The 20,558-nt window shown below is 71.7% G+C and carries 15 protein-coding genes and 1 riboswitch; of the genes, 3 read left to right on the top strand and 12 right to left on the bottom strand.

Going from position 1 to position 20,558, the window contains the following annotated elements:
* Positions 1-34 precede the first annotated feature (34 nt).
* Positions 35-2,584 carry an ABC transporter permease gene (locus tag ACFYZL_RS24490; protein WP_388681639.1) on the top strand — a complete coding sequence of 850 codons (2,550 nt, stop codon included), beginning with the start codon at positions 35-37 and terminating at the stop codon, positions 2,582-2,584.
* Between the two features lie 68 nt (positions 2,585-2,652).
* On the opposite strand, the gene ACFYZL_RS24485 is transcribed toward ACFYZL_RS24490, so the two are convergent.
* The 9 genes from ACFYZL_RS24485 to ACFYZL_RS24445 form a co-directional block, all read right to left on the bottom strand.
* The gene (locus ACFYZL_RS24485; RefSeq protein WP_388681636.1) at positions 2,653-4,068 is read right to left on the bottom strand and encodes a class I SAM-dependent methyltransferase; all 1,416 of its coding nucleotides are present in this window, start codon (positions 4,066-4,068) and stop codon (positions 2,653-2,655) included.
* Positions 4,069-4,194: 126 nt separating this feature from the next.
* Entirely contained in the window at positions 4,195-5,580 is a 1,386-nt protein-coding gene (locus ACFYZL_RS24480; RefSeq protein WP_384585504.1) for an NAD(P)/FAD-dependent oxidoreductase, read from the bottom strand.
* 436 nt (positions 5,581-6,016) lie between these two features.
* On the bottom strand, positions 6,017-6,958 hold the full coding sequence (locus ACFYZL_RS24475; protein WP_388681633.1) for an exopolyphosphatase: 942 nt from the start codon (positions 6,956-6,958) through the stop codon (positions 6,017-6,019).
* Positions 6,955-7,506: a DUF501 domain-containing protein gene (locus ACFYZL_RS24470; protein WP_384746423.1), complete on the bottom strand. Its 552-nt coding sequence runs from the start codon at positions 7,504-7,506 to the stop codon at positions 6,955-6,957. The genes ACFYZL_RS24475 and ACFYZL_RS24470 overlap by 4 nt, the downstream gene beginning before the upstream one ends.
* A gap of 42 nt (positions 7,507-7,548) precedes the next feature.
* Positions 7,549-8,037 (bottom strand): septum formation initiator family protein, encoded by a 489-nt coding sequence (locus ACFYZL_RS24465; protein ID WP_384746422.1) that lies wholly within the window; start codon positions 8,035-8,037, stop codon positions 7,549-7,551.
* Positions 8,038-8,137: 100 nt separating this feature from the next.
* Positions 8,138-9,424, bottom strand: coding sequence for a phosphopyruvate hydratase (eno, locus tag ACFYZL_RS24460; protein WP_388681628.1), 1,287 nt, complete (start codon positions 9,422-9,424; stop codon positions 8,138-8,140).
* A 275-nt stretch (positions 9,425-9,699) separates the two neighbouring features.
* Positions 9,700-10,392: a transglycosylase family protein gene (locus ACFYZL_RS24455; RefSeq protein WP_384746421.1), complete on the bottom strand. Its 693-nt coding sequence runs from the start codon at positions 10,390-10,392 to the stop codon at positions 9,700-9,702.
* Positions 10,393-10,394: 2 nt separating this feature from the next.
* A riboswitch (cyclic di-AMP (ydaO/yuaA leader) is annotated at positions 10,395-10,565 on the bottom strand.
* A 276-nt stretch (positions 10,566-10,841) separates the two neighbouring features.
* Positions 10,842-11,882, bottom strand: coding sequence for a transglycosylase family protein (locus ACFYZL_RS24450; protein WP_384746420.1), 1,041 nt, complete (start codon positions 11,880-11,882; stop codon positions 10,842-10,844).
* Positions 11,883-11,985: 103 nt separating this feature from the next.
* Positions 11,986-13,290 (bottom strand): cytochrome P450, encoded by a 1,305-nt coding sequence (locus tag ACFYZL_RS24445; protein WP_384746419.1) that lies wholly within the window; start codon positions 13,288-13,290, stop codon positions 11,986-11,988.
* A 121-nt stretch (positions 13,291-13,411) separates the two neighbouring features.
* On the opposite strand from ACFYZL_RS24445, the gene ACFYZL_RS24440 reads away from it, so the two are divergent.
* On the top strand, positions 13,412-14,635 hold the full coding sequence (locus ACFYZL_RS24440; protein WP_384746418.1) for a globin domain-containing protein: 1,224 nt from the start codon (positions 13,412-13,414) through the stop codon (positions 14,633-14,635).
* Between the two features lie 16 nt (positions 14,636-14,651).
* Here ACFYZL_RS24440 and ACFYZL_RS24435 read toward each other — a convergent pair whose 3' ends face one another.
* Positions 14,652-15,695 (bottom strand): nucleoside triphosphate pyrophosphohydrolase, encoded by a 1,044-nt coding sequence (locus ACFYZL_RS24435; RefSeq protein WP_388681624.1) that lies wholly within the window; start codon positions 15,693-15,695, stop codon positions 14,652-14,654.
* Positions 15,696-15,704: 9 nt separating this feature from the next.
* Positions 15,705-16,346, bottom strand: coding sequence for a SurA N-terminal domain-containing protein (locus ACFYZL_RS24430; RefSeq protein ID WP_384746416.1), 642 nt, complete (start codon positions 16,344-16,346; stop codon positions 15,705-15,707).
* Between the two features lie 275 nt (positions 16,347-16,621).
* Here ACFYZL_RS24430 and ACFYZL_RS24425 point away from each other — a divergent pair, with 275 nt between their 5' ends.
* The gene (locus tag ACFYZL_RS24425; protein WP_388681622.1) at positions 16,622-18,991 is read left to right on the top strand and encodes a YfhO family protein; all 2,370 of its coding nucleotides are present in this window, start codon (positions 16,622-16,624) and stop codon (positions 18,989-18,991) included.
* Here ACFYZL_RS24425 and ACFYZL_RS24420 read toward each other — a convergent pair.
* A complete protein-coding gene (locus tag ACFYZL_RS24420) occupies positions 18,979-20,505 on the bottom strand; it encodes a protein kinase (protein WP_388681710.1) in 1,527 nt (508 codons plus the stop codon). The two genes, ACFYZL_RS24425 and ACFYZL_RS24420, sit on opposite strands and share 13 nt — an antisense overlap.
* Positions 20,506-20,558: the final 53 nt, after the last annotated feature.

Raw genomic sequence — 20,558 nt, 5'->3', positions numbered from 1 at the left:
CCCGGTCCCGCCGACTTCTCTGGATTCCTCCACCATGTTCCGTACCGCCCTGCGCAACGTCCTCGCGCACAAGGCCCGACTGTTGATGACGGTGCTGGCCGTCACCCTCGGCGTCGCCTTCGTCTCCGGCACCCTGATCTTCACAGACACCCTCGGCAAGTCCCTCTCCAGCCAGTCCGCCAAGAGCTACGACGGCGTCGCGGTCTCCGTGACCTCCTACGGCCAGGGCCGCAACGACGAGGGCCAGAAGGAGGGCGATCCGGGCATCAGCGCGCAGACCCTCGACAAGGTCAAGGCGCTGCGCGGCGTGGACTCCGTCTCCGGCCGCGTCTCCGGCTTCGCCGGCGTCGGTGACGAGAAGGGCGAGCTGATCGGCTCCGGCTGGTCCAACAAGGGCGCCAACTACGCGCCCGTCAAGGACGGCAAGGACCCGCGCTACGCCTTCGTCGAGGGCGCCGGCCCGGTCAGGGCCGACCAGGTCGCCCTCGACAGGGCGACCGCCGACACCGGCAAGTACAAGGTCGGCGACAAGGTCCGCGTCGCCACCAACGGCCCGGTGAAGGAGTACACCCTCTCCGGGGTCTTCACCACCGAGGACGGCGCGGTCAGCGCGGGCGGCAGCCTGGTCCTCTTCGACACCGCCGTCGCCCAGGAGTTGTACCTCAAGCCCGGCTTCTACGAGGAGCTCTCCGTCGCCGCCAAGGCCGGCACCTCCGCCGACGGGCTGCTCGCCGAGATCAAGCCGCTGCTCGACGCCAAGCACACCAAGGCGCAGACCGGTGCCGAACTCGCCCGGGAACAGGCCAAGGACGTGGAGCGGGGGATGACGAACATGAACCAGATGCTCCTCGCCTTCGCGGGCATCGCGCTCTTCGTCGGCATCTTCCTGATCTACAACACCTTCACCATGCTGGTCACCCAGCGCACCAGGGAACTGGCCCTGCTGCGCGCCGTCGGCGCCAACCGCGGCCAGGTCATGCGCTCGGTGCTCGTCGAAGCCCTCCTCGTCGGTCTCGTCTCCGCCGCCGTCGGCCTGGCCGGCGGTGTGGGCCTGGCGGTCGGCATCCGCTCCGTGATCGAGGCCTTCGGCGCGAAGCTCCCGGCCGGCGACCTCGTGATCGCCCCGACCACCGTCATCGCGGCCCTGGTCATCGGCGTCCTCGTCACCACCCTCGCCGCGCTGCTGCCCGCCTGGCGCACCGGCCGGATCGCCCCGGTCGCCGCGATGGGCAGCGCCCACCTGCCGGCCACCGCGAAGTCCCTGATCGTCCGCAACGTCCTCGGTTCGGTCATCAGCCTCGCCGGCATCGGCGTGGTCATGCTCGGCGTCTCGATGGCCGGCGACGGCCGCATGGTCATCGGCGCCGGCGCGTTCTTCCTGCTCATCGGCGTGATCGTGATCCTGCCGCTGCTGTCCCAGCCGGTCATCGCCGCGATCCGCCCCGGCCTGCAGAAGGTCTTCGGCGTGCCCGGCAAGCTGGCCGCCCAGAACGCCGTGCGCAACCCGCGCCGCACCGCCGTCACCGCCGCGTCGCTGGCGATCGGCCTGACGCTGGTCACCACCCTGTCGGTGCTCGGCATCACCATGGGCAAGGCCGTCGACCGGATGAGCACGGACAACATCAAGGCCGACTACAAGGTCTCCATGGCCGCCGACGGCATGCCCCTGGACAAGTCGGTCGCCGAGACCCTCGCCAAGGACCCCGCGGTCAAGGCGGTCTCCGAGCAGGCCGCCGGCTTCCTGAAGATCGGCGACAGCTTCCGCTCGGCCTCCGGCGTCAATCCGGCCGGCATCGGCAAGCTGCTGAACATCGAGACGGTCAGCGGCTCGGTGGACTCCCTCGGCAGGGGCGAGGTCCTCGTCGCCGAGAAGACCGCCAAGGACAAGGACCTCAAGGTCGGCTCGACGCTCCAGGTCCGGTACGACGACGGCCAGAAGGCCACGCTCAAGGTCGGCGGCGTCTTCAAGGACCTCGAAAGCCTGCTGTCCCCGTACGTGCTCGACAACAAGATCCTCGCCGCGCACAGCGACGACCAGTACATCCGCGAGGTCTACGTCCAGACCGCCGGCGGCGCCTCCAAGGCGAACCAGCAGGCCGTCGTCGACGCCCTCGGCAAGAACCCGGCGATGAAGGTCTCCACCCAGCAGGACATGCGCAACGAGATGGGCGGCATCATCAACACGATGCTCAACATCATGTACGGCCTGCTCGGCATGGCCCTGATCATCTCGGTGCTCGGCGTCGTGAACACCCTCGCGATGTCCGTCTTCGAACGGACCCGGGAGATCGGCATGCTGCGGGCGATCGGCCTCGACCGCGGCCGGGTCAAGAACATGATCCGCCTGGAGGCCGTGGTCATCTCGCTCTTCGGCGCGGTGCTCGGTGTCGCCATCGGCGTCTTCCTCGCCTGGGCCGTCGGCTCCACCCTCGCCAAGGCGGTGCCGAACTACGCGCTCGTCCTCCCGTGGGACCGGATCGGTGTCTTCCTGCTGCTGGCCGCCGTGGTCGGCGTCCTGGCCGCCATGTGGCCCGCCCGCAGCGCGGCCCGCCTGAACATGCTGACCGCCATCAAGACGGAGTAGCACGGGGCACGGCGTGTCGAAGGGCCCCGGGGCAGCCGCCCCGGGGCCCTTCGACGTGAGGTCTCTCCCTACTCGGTCCAGGTCCGCAGCCGCAGCGGCAGGCCCGAGTCCCCCGTCGCCGAGGGGCGCACCGCGAGGACCTGGTTGACCCCGAGCCGCCCCCGCTCGAAGCCGAGGGCGCAAGCCGCCATGTAGAGCTGCCAGACCCGGGCCCGGCCGGGCGAGGTCAGCCGTGCGCACTCCTCCCAGTGCGTCTCCAGGCGCGCCACCCAGGCCCGCAGGGTGAGCCCGTAGTGCTCGCGCAGCGCCTCCACGTCGCGGACCTCGAAGCCGGCCCGCTCCAGCTCGCCGACGGTGCTGCCGAGCGGGGACAGCTCCCCGTCGGGGAAGACGTAGGCGTCGATGAACGCGTCGATCCGGTAGGCGTCTTCGTCGGGCTCCGGGGGCCGGGCGATCTGGTGGTTCAGCAGCCGCCCGCCCGGGCGCAGCAGGGCGTGCAGGGTGCGGGCGTACTCGTGGTAGCGCTCGGCGCCCACGTGTTCGGCCATGCCGATGGAGGAAACGGCGTCGTACGGCCCGTCCTTGACGTCCCGATAGTCCTGGATCCGGATCTCCACCAGGTCGGTGAGCCCCTCGTCGGCGACGCGCTTGAGGGCGTACGCGGCCTGCTCGCGGGAGAGGGTGACCCCGGTGACCCGGACGCCGTACTCGCGGGCCGCGTGCACCGCCATGGAGCCCCAGCCGCAGCCGACGTCGAGGAGCCGGACGCCGGGCCGCAGCGCGAGCTTGCGGCAGACGAGGTCGAGCTTGTCGCGCTGGGCACTCTCCAGGGTCCCGCCGGGCGTCCAGTAGGCGCAGGAGTACACCATCGAGGGGCCGAGCACGCGCTCGTAGAAGTCGTTGCCGACGTCGTAGTGGTGGCTGACGGCCTGTCGGTCGCGGCCCTTGCTGTGCTGTTGCCCGCCGCGCCGGGCGCTCGCCTCCTCGGCCGGGGGCGCGGGCGGCGGCAGTGGTCCGGCGAGCGCGATCAGACCGCGTACGGCTGCCCGCCGTTCGGGGTCCCGCAGCAGCCGGGCGGCCTCGGGCAGGGCGGCCGGACGGGCCTCCCTCGCACGGTCGGCGACGGCGCCCAGGGCCGCGCGCGGCCCGATCCGCCCGGCCCGTTTCCCGGCCCTTGCGGCGGGCGCGGGGAGGGCGGTGGGCGGCAGGTCGAGCCCCTTCTCCCAGACGAGGCCGGCGACCCGGTCCAGCAGCTCGAACAGGTCGCCGTCGACCGTCAGGTCGCCCGCGACCCAGGCGCGGGCCAGGCCGAGTTCACCCGGCTTCCACAGCATCCGGCGCACGGCACGGCGGTGGCGGAAGACGAGCACGGGACCGGTGGGCGGGCCCGCCTCGCTGCCGTCCCACGCACGGATGCGCACGGGCAGCGGGGCTCCCAGCAGGGTCTCGGCCAAAGCAGCCAGCCGCGGCGCGGCGTCGTTCATGGCGCACCTCCACAAAGCTCCGACGAATCCGTCTACCCACCCAGGGCTCCGGGTACGCCGAAGGGGCCGCCCGCACCACGGATGGCGGGCGGCCCCTTCGGGGTCGTGCTACGTGCGCCGGAGCGCCTACGAGGCCTTGGCCTTCTCCGCCGGGGCGGAGGCGGCGGCCGGAGCCGGCGCCGGCTTGGCGGCTTCGTAGAACTCCTCGCGCGGGGTCTCCAGCGCTCCGAGGGAGACGACCTCGCGCTTGAGGAACATGCCGAGGGTCCAGTCGGCGAAGACGCGGATCTTGCGGTTCCAGGTCGGCATGGCCATGCCGTGGTAGCCACGGTGCATGTACCAGGCGAGCCGGCCCTTGAGCTTGATCTTCATCTTGCCCATGACGATCATCGCGACGCCCTTGTGGAGGCCGAGGCCCGCCACGGCACCCTTGTTGGAGTGCGAGTACTCGGTCTGCGGGAAGCCCCGCATGCCCGAGATGACGTTGTCGCCGAGGACCTTGGCCTGGCGCAGCGCGTGCTGGGCGTTCGGCGGGCACCAGGCGTTCTCGACGCCGGCCTTGCGGGCGGCCATGTCGGGAACCTGGGCGTTGTCGCCGGCGGTCCAGATGTAGTCCGTGCCCTTGACCTGGAGGGTGGGCTCGGCGTCGACGTGGCCGCGCGGGCCCAGCGGCAGGCCGTAGCGGGCCAGCACCGGGTTGGGCTTGACGCCCGCGGTCCACACGATGGTGTTGGAGTCGACCTCGAGGCCGTTCTTCAGCACCACGTGGCCGTCCACGCAGGAGTCCATGGAGGTGTTGAGGTAGATCTCGATGCCGCGGGACTCGAGGTGTTCCTTGCCCCAGGTGCCGAGCTTGGGCCCGACCTCGGGAAGGATCTTGTCGGCCGCGTCGACCAGGATGAAGCGCATGTCCTCGCGCTTGATCGTGGAGTAGTACTTCGCGGCGTCGCGGGCCATGTCCTCGACCTCGCCGATGGTCTCCGCGCCGGCGAAGCCGCCGCCGACGAAGACGAAGGTGAGGGCCTTGCGGCGGACGTTCTCGTCCGTCGTGGACTCGGCCTTGTCGAGCTGCTCGAGGACGTGGTTGCGCAGGCCGATGCCCTCTTCGACGCCCTTCATGCCGATGCCCTGTTCGGCGAGGCCGGGGATCGGGAAGGTGCGGGAGACGGCGCCGAGCGCGATCACCAGGTAGTCGAAGGGCAGCTCGTACGCCTCGCCGACGAGCGGCGTGACGACGGCGACCTTGCGGTCCTGGTCGATGCTGGTGACCCGGCCGGTGAGTACCTCTGCCTTGGGCAGCACGCGTCGCAGCGGTACGACGACGTGCCGAGGCGAGATGCTGCCTGCGGCCACTTCGGGGAGGAAGGGCTGGTAGGTCATGTACGACCGCGGGTCGACGACCGTGACGGTCGCCTCGCCGTAACGCATCTTCTTCATGATGCGCTTGGCCGCGTACAGACCTACGTACCCACCTCCTACAACGAGGATCCTGGGACGCTCCGTGGTGCTCATGGAACGAGTATCCAGCACCCTCAGGGGTGATGCTCGTGAGCCCCTTCACAAGGTACGGGGGACCCTCTGCTACACTCCGCGGCCCGCGTGACGGAAGTCATGACGCGCAACGGGAACCGTGGCACTTCGGGAATCGTTGTTCACCCGTCCTGAACTGGGCTGTAGGCCCTCGACCGGACTGGACCACCGGCCTTTGTCCATACGTCTGACACGGAACCCGTCGGCTCCGACATTCGCACGAACGCTCGGAGAAACGGGCCCGGGGGCCCCGGAAGAGCCTCAAACGGCCCCTCCAGTTGCCCCGCGGACCTCTTTTCCTTGTGAAGAACTTCACGAACTTCATGTGGATCAAGGGACCAAAGTCCCCCGCAGACCCCTGTAGAGGCAGCCGGAGAGACCGTTCTGCCTGGGAATCCGCTGCCCGCCGCGCCCCGTCTCAGGCTACGGACCAGGCGATCCCGTCCAGGATGTCGTGCTCGGAGACGACGACCTCCGTGGCCCCGATGCGTTCCATGATCGCCAGCAGGACCAGGGCGCCCGCGCCGATCACGTCCACCCGGCCCTCGTGCATCACGGGGATCGCGGCGCGCTCGGCGTGCGTCTGCGTCAGCATCCGCCCGCTGATCTCCCGGACCTGCTCGTAGGAGATGCGGGAGTGGTGGATCCGCTCGGAGAGGTACTCCGGCAGGTCGAGCGCGATCCCGGCGACCGTGGTCACCGAGCCGGCCAGCCCCACGAGGGTGCGGGCCTCGTGCAGCGGGACCGATTCCTCGGCCAGGTCCAGCGCGGCCTCGATGTCGGCCCGCATCGCGGCGATCTGCTCGGCGGTCGGCGGGTCGGTGACGACCCCGTCGACCACCAGGTGGCGCTCGGTCATCCGGACGCAGCCCACGTTCACCGAACGGGCCGCCCGCACGTGCTCCTCACCGACCACGAACTCGGTGGAGCCGCCGCCGATGTCCACCACCAGGAACGGCCGCTCCAGGTGCTCGTGGGAGGTCAGTTCCTTGGTGGCGCCGGTGAAGGAGAACTCCGCCTCCTCGTCCCCGGTGATCACCTCGGGTTCGACGCCCAGGATCTCCTTGACGCCCCGCACGAACTCCTCGCGGTTCTCGGCGTCCCGCGAGGCGGAGGTGGCCACGAAGCGCACCCGCTCCGCGCCGAGTTCCTTGATGACCTGCGCGTACTCACGGCAGGCCGCGAAGGTGCGCTCCAGGGCCTCCGGGGCCAGCCGGCCCGTCTGGTCCACGCCCTGGCCGAGCCGGACGATGGTCATGCGGCGGTCGAGCTCGACGAGGTCCCCGGTGGCCGGGTCGCAGTCCGCGACGAGGAGCCGGATGGAGTTCGTGCCGCAGTCGATGCCCGCGACCCGGGTCACTCGGACACCTCGTCCTTCTTGTCCGCCTTGTCCGTACACGGGGTGACGCAGGCGCCCTTGGCCCACCACTCCGGCAGCATCGCGAGGGCCTCGTCGCCGAACGGGTTCACGCCCGGGCCCGCGGCCAGGGAGTGGCCGACCAGGACGTGCAGGCACTTCACCCGGTCCGGCATGCCGCCGGCGCTCGGGAAGCCCTGGAGCACCTCGATCGCGTCACGGCGCCGGATGTAGTCCTCGTGCGCGGCCCGGTAGGCGGCGGCCAGTTCCGGGTCCTCGGCGAGCCGGGCCTGCATCTCCTTCATCACGCCGTTGGCCTCCAGCGTGCCGATGGCGCCGGCGGCGCGGGGGCACGTCAGGTAGTACAGCGTCGGGAAGGGGGTGCCGTCGGGGAGCCGCGGGGCGGTCTCCACCACGTCCGGCTGGCCGCACGGGCAGCGGTGCGCGATGGCGCGCAGCCCGCGCGGCGGGCGGCCGAGCTGCTGCTGGAAGGCGTCGACGTCGGCGTCGGTCGGCTCGGTCCGGTCGGTCTGGGGCGGGGGCGTCTGCATGCCTGGAGGAAGTCTCTTCGTTCTCGTGGATGGGTGCGGTGCTCAGTCGCCCGGGCGGTCGGCCTTGTCGACGCCGTCCCAGACGTTGGAGTACCAGGGCCGGACGGTACCGGCCTTGCCGGTGCGGTGTCGCTCGGGGCCTTGCGCCCCGGGGTCGGTCATGATGTAGCCGATCTCCCCCGGGCGCAGGAAGTGCAGGTGCTTGCGCGCCTGCTGCTCGGCGTACGCGTCGTCCTGCCAGCGGGCCTTCTCGTCGCGGAGCCGCTCCAGGCGGTTCCGCGCCGCGGCGGCCGCCTTCTGCTGCTCCGCGATCTCCGAGCGCTGGGAGACGTACTGGCGCATCGGATACGCGAGGGCGACGACCAGCGTACAGAGGACGAGCACCAGGAGGGCCGCGCGTCCGGTGAGCCGGCTGCGGCGGACCTGACGGCGCGACTGGGAGCGGTAGACGTGGGCCGCGGTCCGCTCGCCGAGCTGCTTGAGCCTGGTCGCGGTGGAGAAGGTGGAGAACCGATCCCGGTTCCCGGCCATTGATCCGCCTCCCCTGTGTACACGTACCAACCAATACGTCCCCGCACACGGTACGGGACCGAGTGCGGGGACGTACGGAGGCTAGACCCGGAGGTCCGGATCAGCCCTTGAAGCGGGGGAACGCGCTGCGGCCCGCGTACACCGCGGCGTCGTCGAGGATCTCCTCGATGCGCAGCAGCTGGTTGTACTTGGCGACGCGGTCCGAGCGGGCCGGGGCGCCGGTCTTGATCTGACCGCAGTTCACGGCGACGGCGAGGTCGGCGATGGTGACGTCCTCGGTCTCACCGGAGCGGTGCGACATCATGCACTTGAAGCCGTTGCGCTGGGCCATCTCGACGGCGTCGAGGGTCTCGGTCAGCGAACCGATCTGGTTCACCTTCACGAGCAGGGCGTTCGCGGAGCCCTCCTCGATACCGCGGGCCAGGCGCTCCGGGTTGGTGACGAAGAGGTCGTCGCCGACGATCTGCACGTTGGAGCCGATGCGCTCGGTGACGGTCTTCCAGCCGGCCCAGTCGTCCTCGAACAGCGGGTCCTCGATGGAGACGAGCGGGTACGCCGCGACGAGCTCCTCGTAGTACTCCGTCATCTCGGCGGCCGAGCGGGACTGGCCCTCGAACTCGTACTTGCCGTCCTTGTAGAACTCGGACGCGGCGACGTCGAGCGCGAGCGCGATGTCCTTGCCGGGGGTGTAGCCCGCCTGCTTGATGGCCTCGACGATGAGGTCGAGCGCGGCGCGGTTGGACTCCAGGTTCGGGGCGAAGCCGCCCTCGTCACCGAGACCGGTGGACAGGCCCTTGGTGTGCAGGACCTTCTTGAGGGTGTGGTAGACCTCGGCACCCCAGCGAAGGGCCTCGGAGAAGGACTCCGCGCCGATCGGGGCGATCATGAACTCCTGGATGTCGACGTTGGAGTCGGCGTGCGACCCACCGTTGAGGATGTTCATCATCGGAACGGGCAGCAGGTGCGCGTTCGGACCGCCGAGGTAGCGGAAGAGCGGAAGGTCGGAGGCCTCGGACGCGGCGTGCGCCACGGCGAGGGAGACGCCGAGGATGGCGTTGGCGCCGAGGGAGCCCTTGTTCTCGGTGGCGTCCAGGTCGATCATCGCCTGGTCGATCAGGCGCTGCTCGGTGGCGTCGTAGCCGACGAGCTCGGGGCCGAGCTGCTCGATGACGGCGAGGACGGCCTTCTCGACGCCCTTGCCGAGGTAGCGGTTGGGGTCACCGTCACGGAGCTCTACGGCTTCGAACGCTCCGGTGGAGGCACCGGACGGAACTGCAGCACGGCCGGTGCTGCCATCGTCGAGGCCCACCTCGACCTCGACCGTGGGGTTGCCTCGGGAGTCCAGGATTTCCCGGGCTACGACGACGTCGATGGACGGCACGAGCATCTCCTTCTGGGATGTGACGCTGGGTGTGCGGCGGCATGTCAGGCCGTGGGACGGCCTTGCCGCTTAGAGCCTAACCGGATCCGGGCACTCGGCCCGCCGACCGCCCGGGTCCTGGGACGAAAAAGGGCCCGAATACCCCCGTTCCAGGACATACGTCTCTGAAGGAAGGGGTCTTGGCCGCGCACACAGCACCGCCCGGCGCGTGGAGGGGAAGGCGCGCCGGGCGGTGTGGCTGTTACGTGTGGTGAAGACGCCTGCGGCTATTGCCGCATTGTTCAGCTGAGCTTCAGCTTCTGACCCGGGAAGATCAGGTCGGCGTCGGACACGGTGTCCTTGTTCAGCTCGAAGAGCTTCTCCCAGCCGCCCTTGACGCCGTTGGCATCGGCGATGGCACCCAGGGTGTCGCCGGCCTTGACCTCGTACGAGCCGTTGCCCGTCTTCGGGGCCTCGGTGCGCTCGGAGCGGGTGGTCGGGGCCGGGGTCTCGGAGCGCTTGGTCTCCGTCTTCTTCGGCTCGACCTTCTTGGTCTCGGTCTTCTTCGGCTGGGTCTTCTTGGTCTCGACCTTCGGGGTCTCGGTCGAGCCGCCGGTGTAGGACGAGTTCGACAGGCCCACGCCGCAGGACGGCCAGGCGCCCTTGCCCTGGCCCTTGAGGACCTTCTCGGCGATGGCTATCTGCTGGGACTTCGAGGCCTGGTTGGCCTGCGGGGCGTACGACTTGCCGCCGTACGCGGCCCAGGTGGAGGAAGAGAACTGCAGGCCGCCGTAGTAGCCGTTGCCCGTGTTGATGGACCAGTTTCCGCCGGACTCGCACTGGGCGACGCGGTCCCACTCGCTCGCGGTGGCGGCGCTCGCGGTGCCCGCGGCCATCAGGGGCGCGGCGACGACGGCACCGGCGACACCGGCCAGCGTGGCGATGCGGACGGCCTTGGTGGCGCGACGGTGCTTGCCCTTGCCGGAAAGCAGCATGACGTTCTCCTCACCGACGCCTACGAGGTGAGCTGTCGGGTTCGGGCGAGTGAGTTGCCCGGCCGTGCGACCTTGCGCACGTCTTGACCCCTAGCCGGTTGTGACCGTCTCTCAACGGCCGCGCCCGGCACCTACCTTGGTTCCCCCGCTCCTGCCTTCGGCGCTTGACGCGACGACTGTTCCCCCCGTCCGCCGGCAGGATTCGGCGATGCGGTCGAAGGAGCCCGCGGTGGCGGGCGATTCAGAAGGTAGGCAGGTCTCTCCCCGATGTTCAACGCGCGACATCGGGGAGAAACGGCCCCTACTTGCGCCCTTCTCGGGGGTGTTTGCGCAGGTGAGGACGGGGTTTGCGCAAGCCCCGAGGCGGGACACGCCAGTTGACCGGAAGAGACACATGTCTCACTTACAGAAAACAGACAATCAACTCGTACCGGTCGACCGAAGTGCCCTTACTGTCCGGATAGATCCAGGTTCTGTCCCGGCTTGATCAAGTTGGCGTCCCCGCCGATGACCTGCTCATTGGCCTTGTAAAGGGCGCCCCAGCCGCCCTTGACGCCCTTGGCATCCGCGATGGCCGTCAGACTGTCGCCCGACTTCACGGTGTACGTGGGCTCCGACGCGGCATCAGACGCCCCGGGAGTCTCGGTGGCGGGCGCGCCGCGGTGCTTGCCCGTGCCGTCGGCGGGCGTGACGGGCGGTGCGGTCGAGGCGTCAGGCGCCGTGGGGATGCCCGGGTTGGCCGGGTCGGCCGGGTTCACCGGGGGCAGGCTCGGGTCGGCCGGCGTGGTCGTGGGAGGCGCCGTCGGGGAGCCCGGGTCGGCAGGCTTGCCCGAGTTGCCCTGACCGCCCTTGTTGTCCTGGTTGCCCTGGTCGCCCGGGTTGTTCGGGTTGCCCGGAGTCTTCGGCTCGTCAATCGGGAGGTCGGCCGGGGGCATGACGGGCAGTCCGAGGTTCGGTCCGAGCGGGCCGTCGGCGATCCCCGGGGTCGGGGCCCCGAAGTCGGTGGACGGCGGCACGGCTCCGGAGGGCGGCACGACGTCGTCCGGGCGCGAGGGCGTGGGCTTGACGCTGCCGTGGCTGCCGGGCTGTCCGGGGTCGACCACCGCGGCGGGGCCCTGCGCGTCCAGCCCGGCGGGCGCGGCGCACATCGGCCACGCCTGCGGGCCCTTCGCCGCGAGCACCCGCTCGGCGATGGCGATCTGCTGGGAACGGCTGGCGAGGTCGGCCCGCTCGGCGAACTCGAGCCCACCGGCCTCCCGCCACTCCTCCTGGGTGAACTGGAGCCCGCCGTAGGCACCGCTGCCGAAGTTGGCGCTCCAGCTGCCGCCGCTCTCGCATTCGGCGACCTTGTCCCACGTGGAGGTGTCGGCCGCGCTCGCGCCGGTGGCGGCGAGCAGCGGCAGGGCCAGCGCGGAGCCGGTGACTCCGGCAGTGACGACTATCGCGGGCACCTGACGGGGGCGTCTGTGGCGGCCGTTCCCGGAACGCATGAGGCTGCACCTTTCGCATAACGGCTGGGTAACGGCAGAACCTAGCCTCACTCGAACGCATGTCACAAGTTCGCTCGGGAACTGACGTCAGGTCAGGCGCCCCTCAGATGTTCGGGACTGCGAAGCGAACCGGAAGAGTGCGCAGGCCACGCATGATGAGTCCGCCGCGCCAGCGCAGCTCTTCGGGCGGAACGGCGAGTTCCAGATCCGGCAGACGCGTCAGCAAACTCGCGAGCGCGGTCTGTCCTTCGAGTCGCGCGAGCGGAGCACCCAGGCAGTAGTGGATGCCGTGCCCGTAGCCGAGGTGCTGATTGTCACTCCGGGAGAGGTCCAGGGTGTCCGGGTCGGCGAACCGCTCGGGGTCCCGGTCGGCCGCCGCGAGGACGACCAGGACCGGGTCGCCGGCCGCGATCCGCTCGCCGCCGAGGGTCATCGCCTCGGTGGCGAACCGCCACGTCGCCAGCTCCACCGGGCCGTCGTAGCGCAGGAGTTCCTCGATCCCGGTCTCCAGCAGGCCGCTCTCTCCGGCGGCGAGGGAGGCCTGGAGGCGCTCGCGCTGGTCGGGGTTCACGAAGAGGGCGTGCAGTCCGTTGCCGATCAGGTTGACCGTGGTTTCGAAACCGGCGAAAAGCAGGATGAAAGCCATCGCGGTGGCCTCGGCCTCCGTGAGGTGGTCGCCGTGGTCGCTCGCCCGGATCAGGTCGGAGATGAGGTCATTGCCCAGATCATTCCGCTTTCGGTGGATCAGTTCCCCGAGATAGGTGCGCATCTGCTTCACCGAACGGGCGACCCCGCCGCGCGGACCGCCGCCGTGCCGGATCATCATCCCGGCCCAGTCGCGGAAGTCGTCCTGGTCCTCGCGCGGTACGCCGAGCATCTCGCAGATGGCGTAGATGGGGAGGGGGAAGGCGAACTCGTGGATGAGGTCGGCCTCCCCGTCGCGGTCGGCCCCCGCCTTTTCGACGATCTTGTCGATGAGGTGGTCGGTGATCTCCTGGACCCGCGGGGTGAACTCGGCGACCCGGCGCGGGGTGAACGCCTTCGACACCAGCCGCCGCAGCCGGGTGTGGTCCGGCGGGTCGATGTTGAGCAGGTGCGTCATCAGCTCCGCCTTGCGCTCCCCCGGGATCCCCGTCTTCCCCTTGGCGTGCGCGGGCTCCGCGTGGTGCGCCGGGTTCTTGCTGAGCCGCTGGTCCGCGAGGGCCTGACGGGCATCGGAGTACCTGGTGACCAGCCAGGCCTCGACCCCACTGGGAAGCTTGGTGCGGTGCACCGGGGAGTGCTCGCGCAGCCAGGCGTAGGCCGGGTACGGATCGGTCGCGAACTCCCAGTCGAAGAGGGTCGGCCCCTCGGTGGAAGAGGTGTCGGCGGGAACGTCTGCGGGGGCTGCGGGAGTCTGCTCGTGCACCCGACGACCGTATCCCGCCTCCCACCCGTCATCCCATATGGCCCGTTCGTCGCGGCTGTCCGTAGATGGCCCTCCGCTTGACCTCGCGCACTTTGGCGTTCCTACTTTCGGTTCTGTGGACGTGAGGATCTTGAAAAGCAGTTTCGCGGTGGTGGAGAGACGGGCCGAGCACGCGGTCAAGTTCTTCTACTCCCACCTCTTCTGGCACAACCCCGGACTCCGTGAGCTCTTCCCGGCCTCCTTCGAAGACATGGAAAGACAACGGGACCGGCTCTTCGCCGCGCTCACGCACGTGATCGCCCACCTGGAGAACGACACCCTCGTCCCCTATCTACGCGACCTGGGGCGCGACCACCGCAAGTTCCTGGTCGAGCCCCGGCACTACGCGGCCGTCGGCTCCAGCCTGCTCGCCGCGCTCGCCGAGACCTCCGGCGACGCCTGGACCACGCGGACGGAGAAGGCGTGGGTCGAGGCCTACCAGGTGATCGCCGACGCGATGATGGCCGGCGCCGCCGCCAGCGAGGACCCGCCGTGGTGGGACGCGGAGGTCGTGCGGCACCTGCAGTACGGAGAGGACATCGGCGTGCTCACCCTCCAGCCCCGGATCCCCTTCCCCTATCTCCCCGGCCAGTACACGAGCGTGAGCAGCGAACGGGTCCCGACGACCTGGCGCACGTACTCCATGGGCAACGCACCCCGCCCCGACGGCACCGTCGACCTGCACGTCAGCCGGATCGACCGCGGCCGCCTCAGCCCCTGCCTGGTCCGGGACACCCGGCCGGGCGACGTGCTGCGCCTCGCCGCGGCCGGCGGACGGATGACCTTCCGCCGCGAGGACCGGCCGGCCAGCCTCATTGCCGCCGGCACCGGCTGGGCGCCGGTGCGGGCCATGCTGGAGGAACTCACGGAGCACCCTCCCGATCAGGACGTGCGGCTGTTCGTCGTGGCGCGGGACGCCGCGCACCTCTACGACCGCCCGCTCATCGACCGGTACGCCGCCACCTGCGACTGGCTGGGCGTCACCTACATCACGCCCGCTCCCGGCCGGCACCGCAAACAGGCCACCGACCGGCTCGTCACCGCCCTCGGCACCCGGGGGCTCTGGCCCGACCAGGACGTCTACGTCAGCGGGCCGCCGCTGTTCATCAACGAGACCGCCCGGCTCCTGGAGGAACTCGGTGCCCCTCCCGACCGGATCTTCCACGACGCCGTACCGGCCAGTGGCAACGGTCACGGTCCCGGGTACGGCCGCCCGCTGGGCTTCGGCGAGTGGTTCCTGAACCCCCCGCCACCCCACTGGCACGACCCGTCGAGCCGGGACCCGAAGAACGCTCCCGGCACCTGAACACCGCTGCCGGCGGCTACTCGCCGACGCCCTCGGCCGCGCGGATCGCATCCCGGTACACGCGGGCCGCCGCTCGCAGAGCCGTCTCGGGGTCGATCCCCTCCTCCTCGGCGCGCGCCGCCAGCGCCAGCAGTTCGTAGCCCACGCCCTCACCCCTGGGCAGCTCCACGGCCAGTTCCCCCGCACGGGCACGGCCGGCGAGCTTCGCCGCGAGCGCGAGACCGGGCTGGCCCAGCGGGATCCCGTCGGTGACCGACTCCCGCCGCTTCTCCACCGCCTTGGTGCGCTGCCAGTGCTCGTGCACGTCCTCGGGGGTCTCGGCCGACGCGTCGCCGAACACGTGCGGATGCCGGTTGATCAGCTTCTCCACGAGGGTCCCGGCCACGTCGTCGATGGAGAACGCCCCGCCCGCGCCCTCTTCCTCCTCGTCGCCGTCCGCCTCCGCGACGGTGCCCTCCTGCGCGATCCGCGCGTGGAAGACCACCTGGAGCAGGACGTCGCCGAGCTCCTCGCGCAGCTCCGTACGGTCTCCGGCCTCGATGGCCTCGACCAGTTCGTACGCCTCCTCGATCGCGTACTTCGCCAGGCCCTCGTGGGTCTGCTGCGAGGTCCACGGGCACTCGCGCCGGACCCGGTCCATCACCTGGACCACGTCGAGCAGCCGCGCGCCCGGCAGGTCGTAGGAACCCGGCAGCAGTTCCAGGTCGGGCATCGAGACGCGGCCCGAGCCCGCGAGCCGCGCCAGCCCGTCGGTGAGCCGCTGGTCGCCCTCCCCGCCGGGGAGCACCACGACCGTGCGGCCGCCCGCGCAGGCGTCGACGAGCGCGTGCGCGTCGGGGGCCTCGTGCTCGACCTCGATGCCGGCCTCCCGCAGGTACGGCAGCTGCGGGTGGCCGGGGTCGGCGCACAGCACCCGGTCCGCGGCGTGCAGGGTCCGCCATGCCGGCCAGGACAGCACGCCGGGGGCGACCCGGTGGCTGGTGGTCAGCAGGACGATGCGGCCGGTGGGCTCGGCGGCGGAGTCGGTGGATGCGGGGTCGGCGGGTGCGTGGTCGGTCACCCTTCGAACCTACCTCTGCGCGGCCGCCATCGGATCCACGGGGGCGCCCTCGGCCCCGGAGCGCTGGACGATCCAGGGGGTCGTCCCGGCGCCGAGCCTGATCTGCTTGTCGTCCCAGGAGCCGTAGCGCGGGTTCACCTCGATGTGCAGCGCCTTCACGGCCGCCCGGGCGGGCTCTTCGAGCTTCCCGTTGCCGTACTTGGCGGTCAGCTTGCCCAGCAGCACGCGGTTGCGCAGGAAGCGGTCGGCCTGGTCCGGAGCCATGGCGCCGCCCTGGAGGAGCTTCGCCTCGAACTGCTTGCTCCCGCCCTCCTCTGCCACCAGCGCCTTGCGGGCCTCCTCGACGTCCTTGTCGGTGGCCTCGATCCCGGCGGTGTCGGCCATCTTGTCGATGATCCGGGCCTGGAGCATCGCGTCGAGCTTCTGCCGCTCCAGGTTCGGGGTGCTCGCGATGAGCTCGGCGGATCCCTGCCCGGAACGGTTCTGCGCGGCCCGGACGTCGTTCACCTGCGCCTGGAGCGCGGAGGTCGTGATCCGTTCGCCGCCGACGACGGCCGCGGTACCGGGGTGGGCCTGGCCGGAGCAGGCGGTCAACAGGGGGGCCGCCAGGAGCAGGGCGGCGGAGACGGAGATCGCTGTGCGACGGTGCAAAGGAGCCTCCAGGGCCGGGAGATTGTGCGTTCTTGCACAAGGCCGTGCGGTGATCGATGTTATGAGGTCGGGGTGTTCCGAGCCACTGGTTCGACCAACGATTCGCGCACGGACTGAACACGCTCCGTTCATAGGCGAGTCGGCCCGCTCCGGCCGATCCGCCGCGCCACTCGGTCACCCGTCCTGGGGACCCCGCCGCCCGGGCGGCGCGCGGGGGCGGCTGTCCACCCGGAAGCCACCCTTCGGTCATCCGCTGCTGCCAAGGTGCGCGCACCATGTCGACATCGCACCCCTCGCCGCGCAGCGCACCGCGCAGTGCACCGCGCCGCCGCAGCCTGCACGGCTCCGCGCTCGCCGCCCTGCTCACGACGGTGGCCGTGTGCGCCGGGGACGCCGTCGCCCGCGTCTACCCGTACGGGCCGCGCCACCGCAGCGTCAACGACCTCGGCAACCAGTTCGTCCCCTTCCACGCGCAGCTGTGGGACCTGCTGCACGGCCGGGCGGAGGGCGGACTGCTGTTCAACTGGCGCTCCGGGTACGGCACGAGCTTCCTGCCGGATCTGGGCACCTACCTGACCAGCCCGTTCGCCCCGCTCGTCGCGCTGTTCCCGCGCTCCGACATCGACCTCGCCGTGTACGTGGTCACCGTGCTCAAGACGGCGGCCGCCGCGGCGGCGACGGCCTGGCTGCTGCGCACCCAGCGGCGCGGCCCGTGGTGGGCGGCGGGGCTGCTCGGGGCCTCGTACGCACTGTGCGGCTGGTCGGTGATCGAGGCCTCCTACAACCCGATGTGGCTGGACGGGCTGATCGCCTTCCCGCTGCTGTGCCTGACCGGGGAATGGGCGCTGCGCGGGCGCCGGCCCGTGCTCGGCGTGCTGGTCGTGGCCGTCTGCTGGACGGCGAACTTCTACACCGCCTACATGGCGACGCTGGGCGCCGCCCTGGTCGTGCTCGTACGGGTGGTCCTGACGCGGGAGGGCGTCCGGGTCCGGCTCGTCGTGGTCGGGCGGGCGGTCGGGACGACGGCGCTGGGGATCGCGCTGGCGGCTCCGGTGCTGCTGCCGCTGTTCCTGAGCTCCGGGCAGGCCTACCCGGGGTGGGTCAAGGAGTTCCGGCCGGTGTCCTGGGCCGACCTGTTCGCGCGGCTGCTGCCGGCGACGTACTCCTTCTCCTCCCCCGCCGTGTTCGTCGGCACCGGCACGCTGCTGCTGGTGGCGGCGCTGCCCTTCCACCGGGCCGTGCCCGCGCGGGCCCGGCTGTGCTGGGCGGGGCTGACCGCGGTGGTGGCGCTCTCGCTCCAGTGGGCGCCGACGCACCTGGTCTGGCACCTGTTCGCGACCCCGAACGGCAGCCCGTACCGGCAGACCTTCGTGCTCGCCGGGATCGCCGTGATCGCCGCCTGGGCGGGGCTCGCGGCCGGGCTGCCGGGACCGCGCGCCCTGGCGGGCGGGGCGGTCCTGTTGACGGCGGCGGCGCTGTGGGCGGCCGACAGCCCCCTCGCGACGCGGATCGGGTACGTGCTGTTCGCGGGCGGGCTGGTGTCGGCGGGCGCCGCGTGGTGGGCGCTGCGCCGCCGCCGGCTGGTCCTCCCGGCGGCGTTGCTGCTCGCCGCGGTGCTCGCGGGTCAGGCCGCCGCGACCACGGCGTGGGGCCACAAGGGCAAGCTCGGCGGCCTCGACGACTACCCGTCCTGGTCCGCCGCCCACACGGCCCGCGCCGAGGCGCTGGCGGGGGCCGAGGGCTGGCCCGCGTACCGCACGGACCCGAGCCGGCCCGCCCTGACGGGCAACGACCCGATGCTGCTGGGCGGGGAGGGCGGCGCGTACTACAGCAGCCACACCCCGGCGGTGTTCACGAACACGATGGTGGCGCTGGGGGCCGGCTGGACCTCACGGGGCCGCAACGTCCAGAGCATCGACAGCCCGGTGACGGACGCCGTGTTCGCGGTCGGCGCCCGTCTCCAGCCCGACGGCACGGTCCGCCGCGCGCAGGTGCCCCCGCTGGTCACCACCCGCCCGCCGGGGGCGCCCGGCTCCTACGGGGACTCGCCGTTCGCCAACCAGGAGCTGCTGCTGGGCGCGAAGGTGTACGAGGATCCCGAGGCGCCCGGGGTGTGCCGCGCGGGCACCGAGGCCTTCCTGTGGGCCCCGGAGTACAACGCGACGGCCCGCCTCGCCGACGGGCCCGCGTTCCGGCTGAACGGCAACGCGCCCCGCAACCGGGCGGCCGTCCAGCCCCTGGGCGTCTCCCGCGGCGCCTCCTCCGCGCTGGTCTTCGACGCGGCGGCGCCGCCCCGCTGGACCCTGTCCTGCCTGGACCGCTCGCGCCTGGACCCAGCGGTGGCCGCCCTGCGCGCCGGCGCCGCCACCTCGGTACGGGTCGACTCCTCGGGGGTCCAGGCGACGCTGCCGCCGGGCGCCACGGGCACGGCGGTGCTGTCCGTCCCGGCCGTCGCGGGCTGGAGCTGCGACGGCCGCCCGGCCGGGTCCCACCTGGGCCTGGTCGCCTTCCCCCTCGACGGCCGCACCACGACCGTCACCTGCTCCTTCCGCCCGCCGGGCCTGCTGCCGGGCGCGGCGGCGGCGGGGACGGCCCTGGCCGTGCTGCTGGGTCTGGCGCTGCGCCGACGGCGTCAGCGCACCTGACCCAGCCACTGGAGGGTCCGGCGCACCTCGGCGGGGAACGGGTGGGCCGGGCCGTGCAGGCGTTCCGCGTCGAACAGGAGCCGGACCAGGGTGTCGTGGGCGGCCTGGCGGTCGCCGAGGGAGAGCTGGAGGTGCGCTATCCGGCGGCGGACCTCCAGGGGCAGGCCCGGGTCCGGGTTGGCGTAGTGGTTCTCGAAGAGCGGGAGCAGTGAGCGGTACTCCGCCAGCGCGGCGGCCGGTTCGCCCAGTTGCTCCAGGCACTGGGCCGAGTCGTAGCGGAAGCGCAGGGCCTGGGGGTCGCCGGCCGGGAACTCGTCCGCGAGGCGGCGCAGTTCGGGCAGGGCGCGGCGGTACTGGCCGTCGTCCATCAGCGTGGCCGCGTACTGCTTGCGCAGGGAGCGGACCACCGGGGAGTGCTCGCCGTGCTCGGCGGCGGCCGCCGGGAGGATGCCGCCGAGGATGTCCACGGCCTGGGTGAGTCGGCCCTGGGACAGGAGCCGGCGGGCCTGGTCCACGGCGCCGGGGATGTCCGGCTTGGCGGGCGCCGTCGGTGGCGCGCTCGGCCGGGGCGGGATGCCCGGTGTCGACGACGGGGCGGGCGAGGGGGACGGGATGCCCGGAACGGACGGGGCGGCGGGGGGCGCGGTGAGCGACGGCGCCCGGTCGGGCCAGGGGGCCTGCGGCCGCAGGAAGGGGCGGGTCGGGTCGAGCGGTCCGGTCGGGGCGGCGCTGCCGCGGGCGGGCAGCAGCGGCGTGAGGGCCTCGTAGACCTCCTGCGCGGAAGCGGGGCGCTCCTGGGGGTCCTTGGCGAGGAGGCGCAGCAGGATCGCCTCCAGCTCCGCCGGGACCTCGGGGCGCAGCCCGCGGACCGGCTGCGGGGGCTCGTAGAGGTGGCGGTGCAGGACCCCGAGCGCGGTGGATCCGGCGAAGGGGACGTTGCCGCTGAGGAGTTCGTACAGCAGCACGCCGAGGGCGTAGAGGTCGGTGTACGGGCCCACCGCGCCGCCCATGGCCTGTTCGGGAGCCATGTAGGCGGGGCTGCCGATGGGCGAGCCGGTGCTGGTGAGGCGGGTGGTGTCGGTGTCCATCACCGAGGCGACGCCGAGGTCCAGGACGAGCACGGTGCCGTCGGGGCGGATCATCACGTTGCGGGGTTTCAGGTCCCGGTGGACGATCGGCACCGCGTGCACGGCGGACAGCACCGAGCACAGCTGCGCGACGACGGACACCGCCCACTGCCACGGGTAGGGGTCGTGCTCGGCGAGGTGGTCGGCGAGGTCGGCGCCCTCGACGTATCCCATGACCAGGAAGAGTTCGTCGCCGTCACTGCCCGCGTCGTGGACGGTGACCAGCCCGGGGTGGTCGACCTGGGCGGTGACCCGGCACTCGCGCACGAAGCGGCGGCGCAGTTCCTCGGCGACGGTGCCGGGGCCCGCGACCTTGTCGGGGCGCAGCAGTTTGACCGCGACGCGCCGGTCGAGGCGCCGGTCGTAGGCCGTCCAGACCTGGCCCATGCCGCCCTGGCCGAGGATGGTGGCGAGTTGGTAGCGGTCGCCGATGAGCCGGT

It is taken from the genome of Streptomyces sp. NPDC001717 (assembly GCF_042892775.1).
Classification (GTDB): Bacteria; Actinomycetota; Actinomycetes; order Streptomycetales; family Streptomycetaceae; genus Streptomyces.
This window is presented reverse-complemented; position numbering and strand designations above follow the sequence as displayed.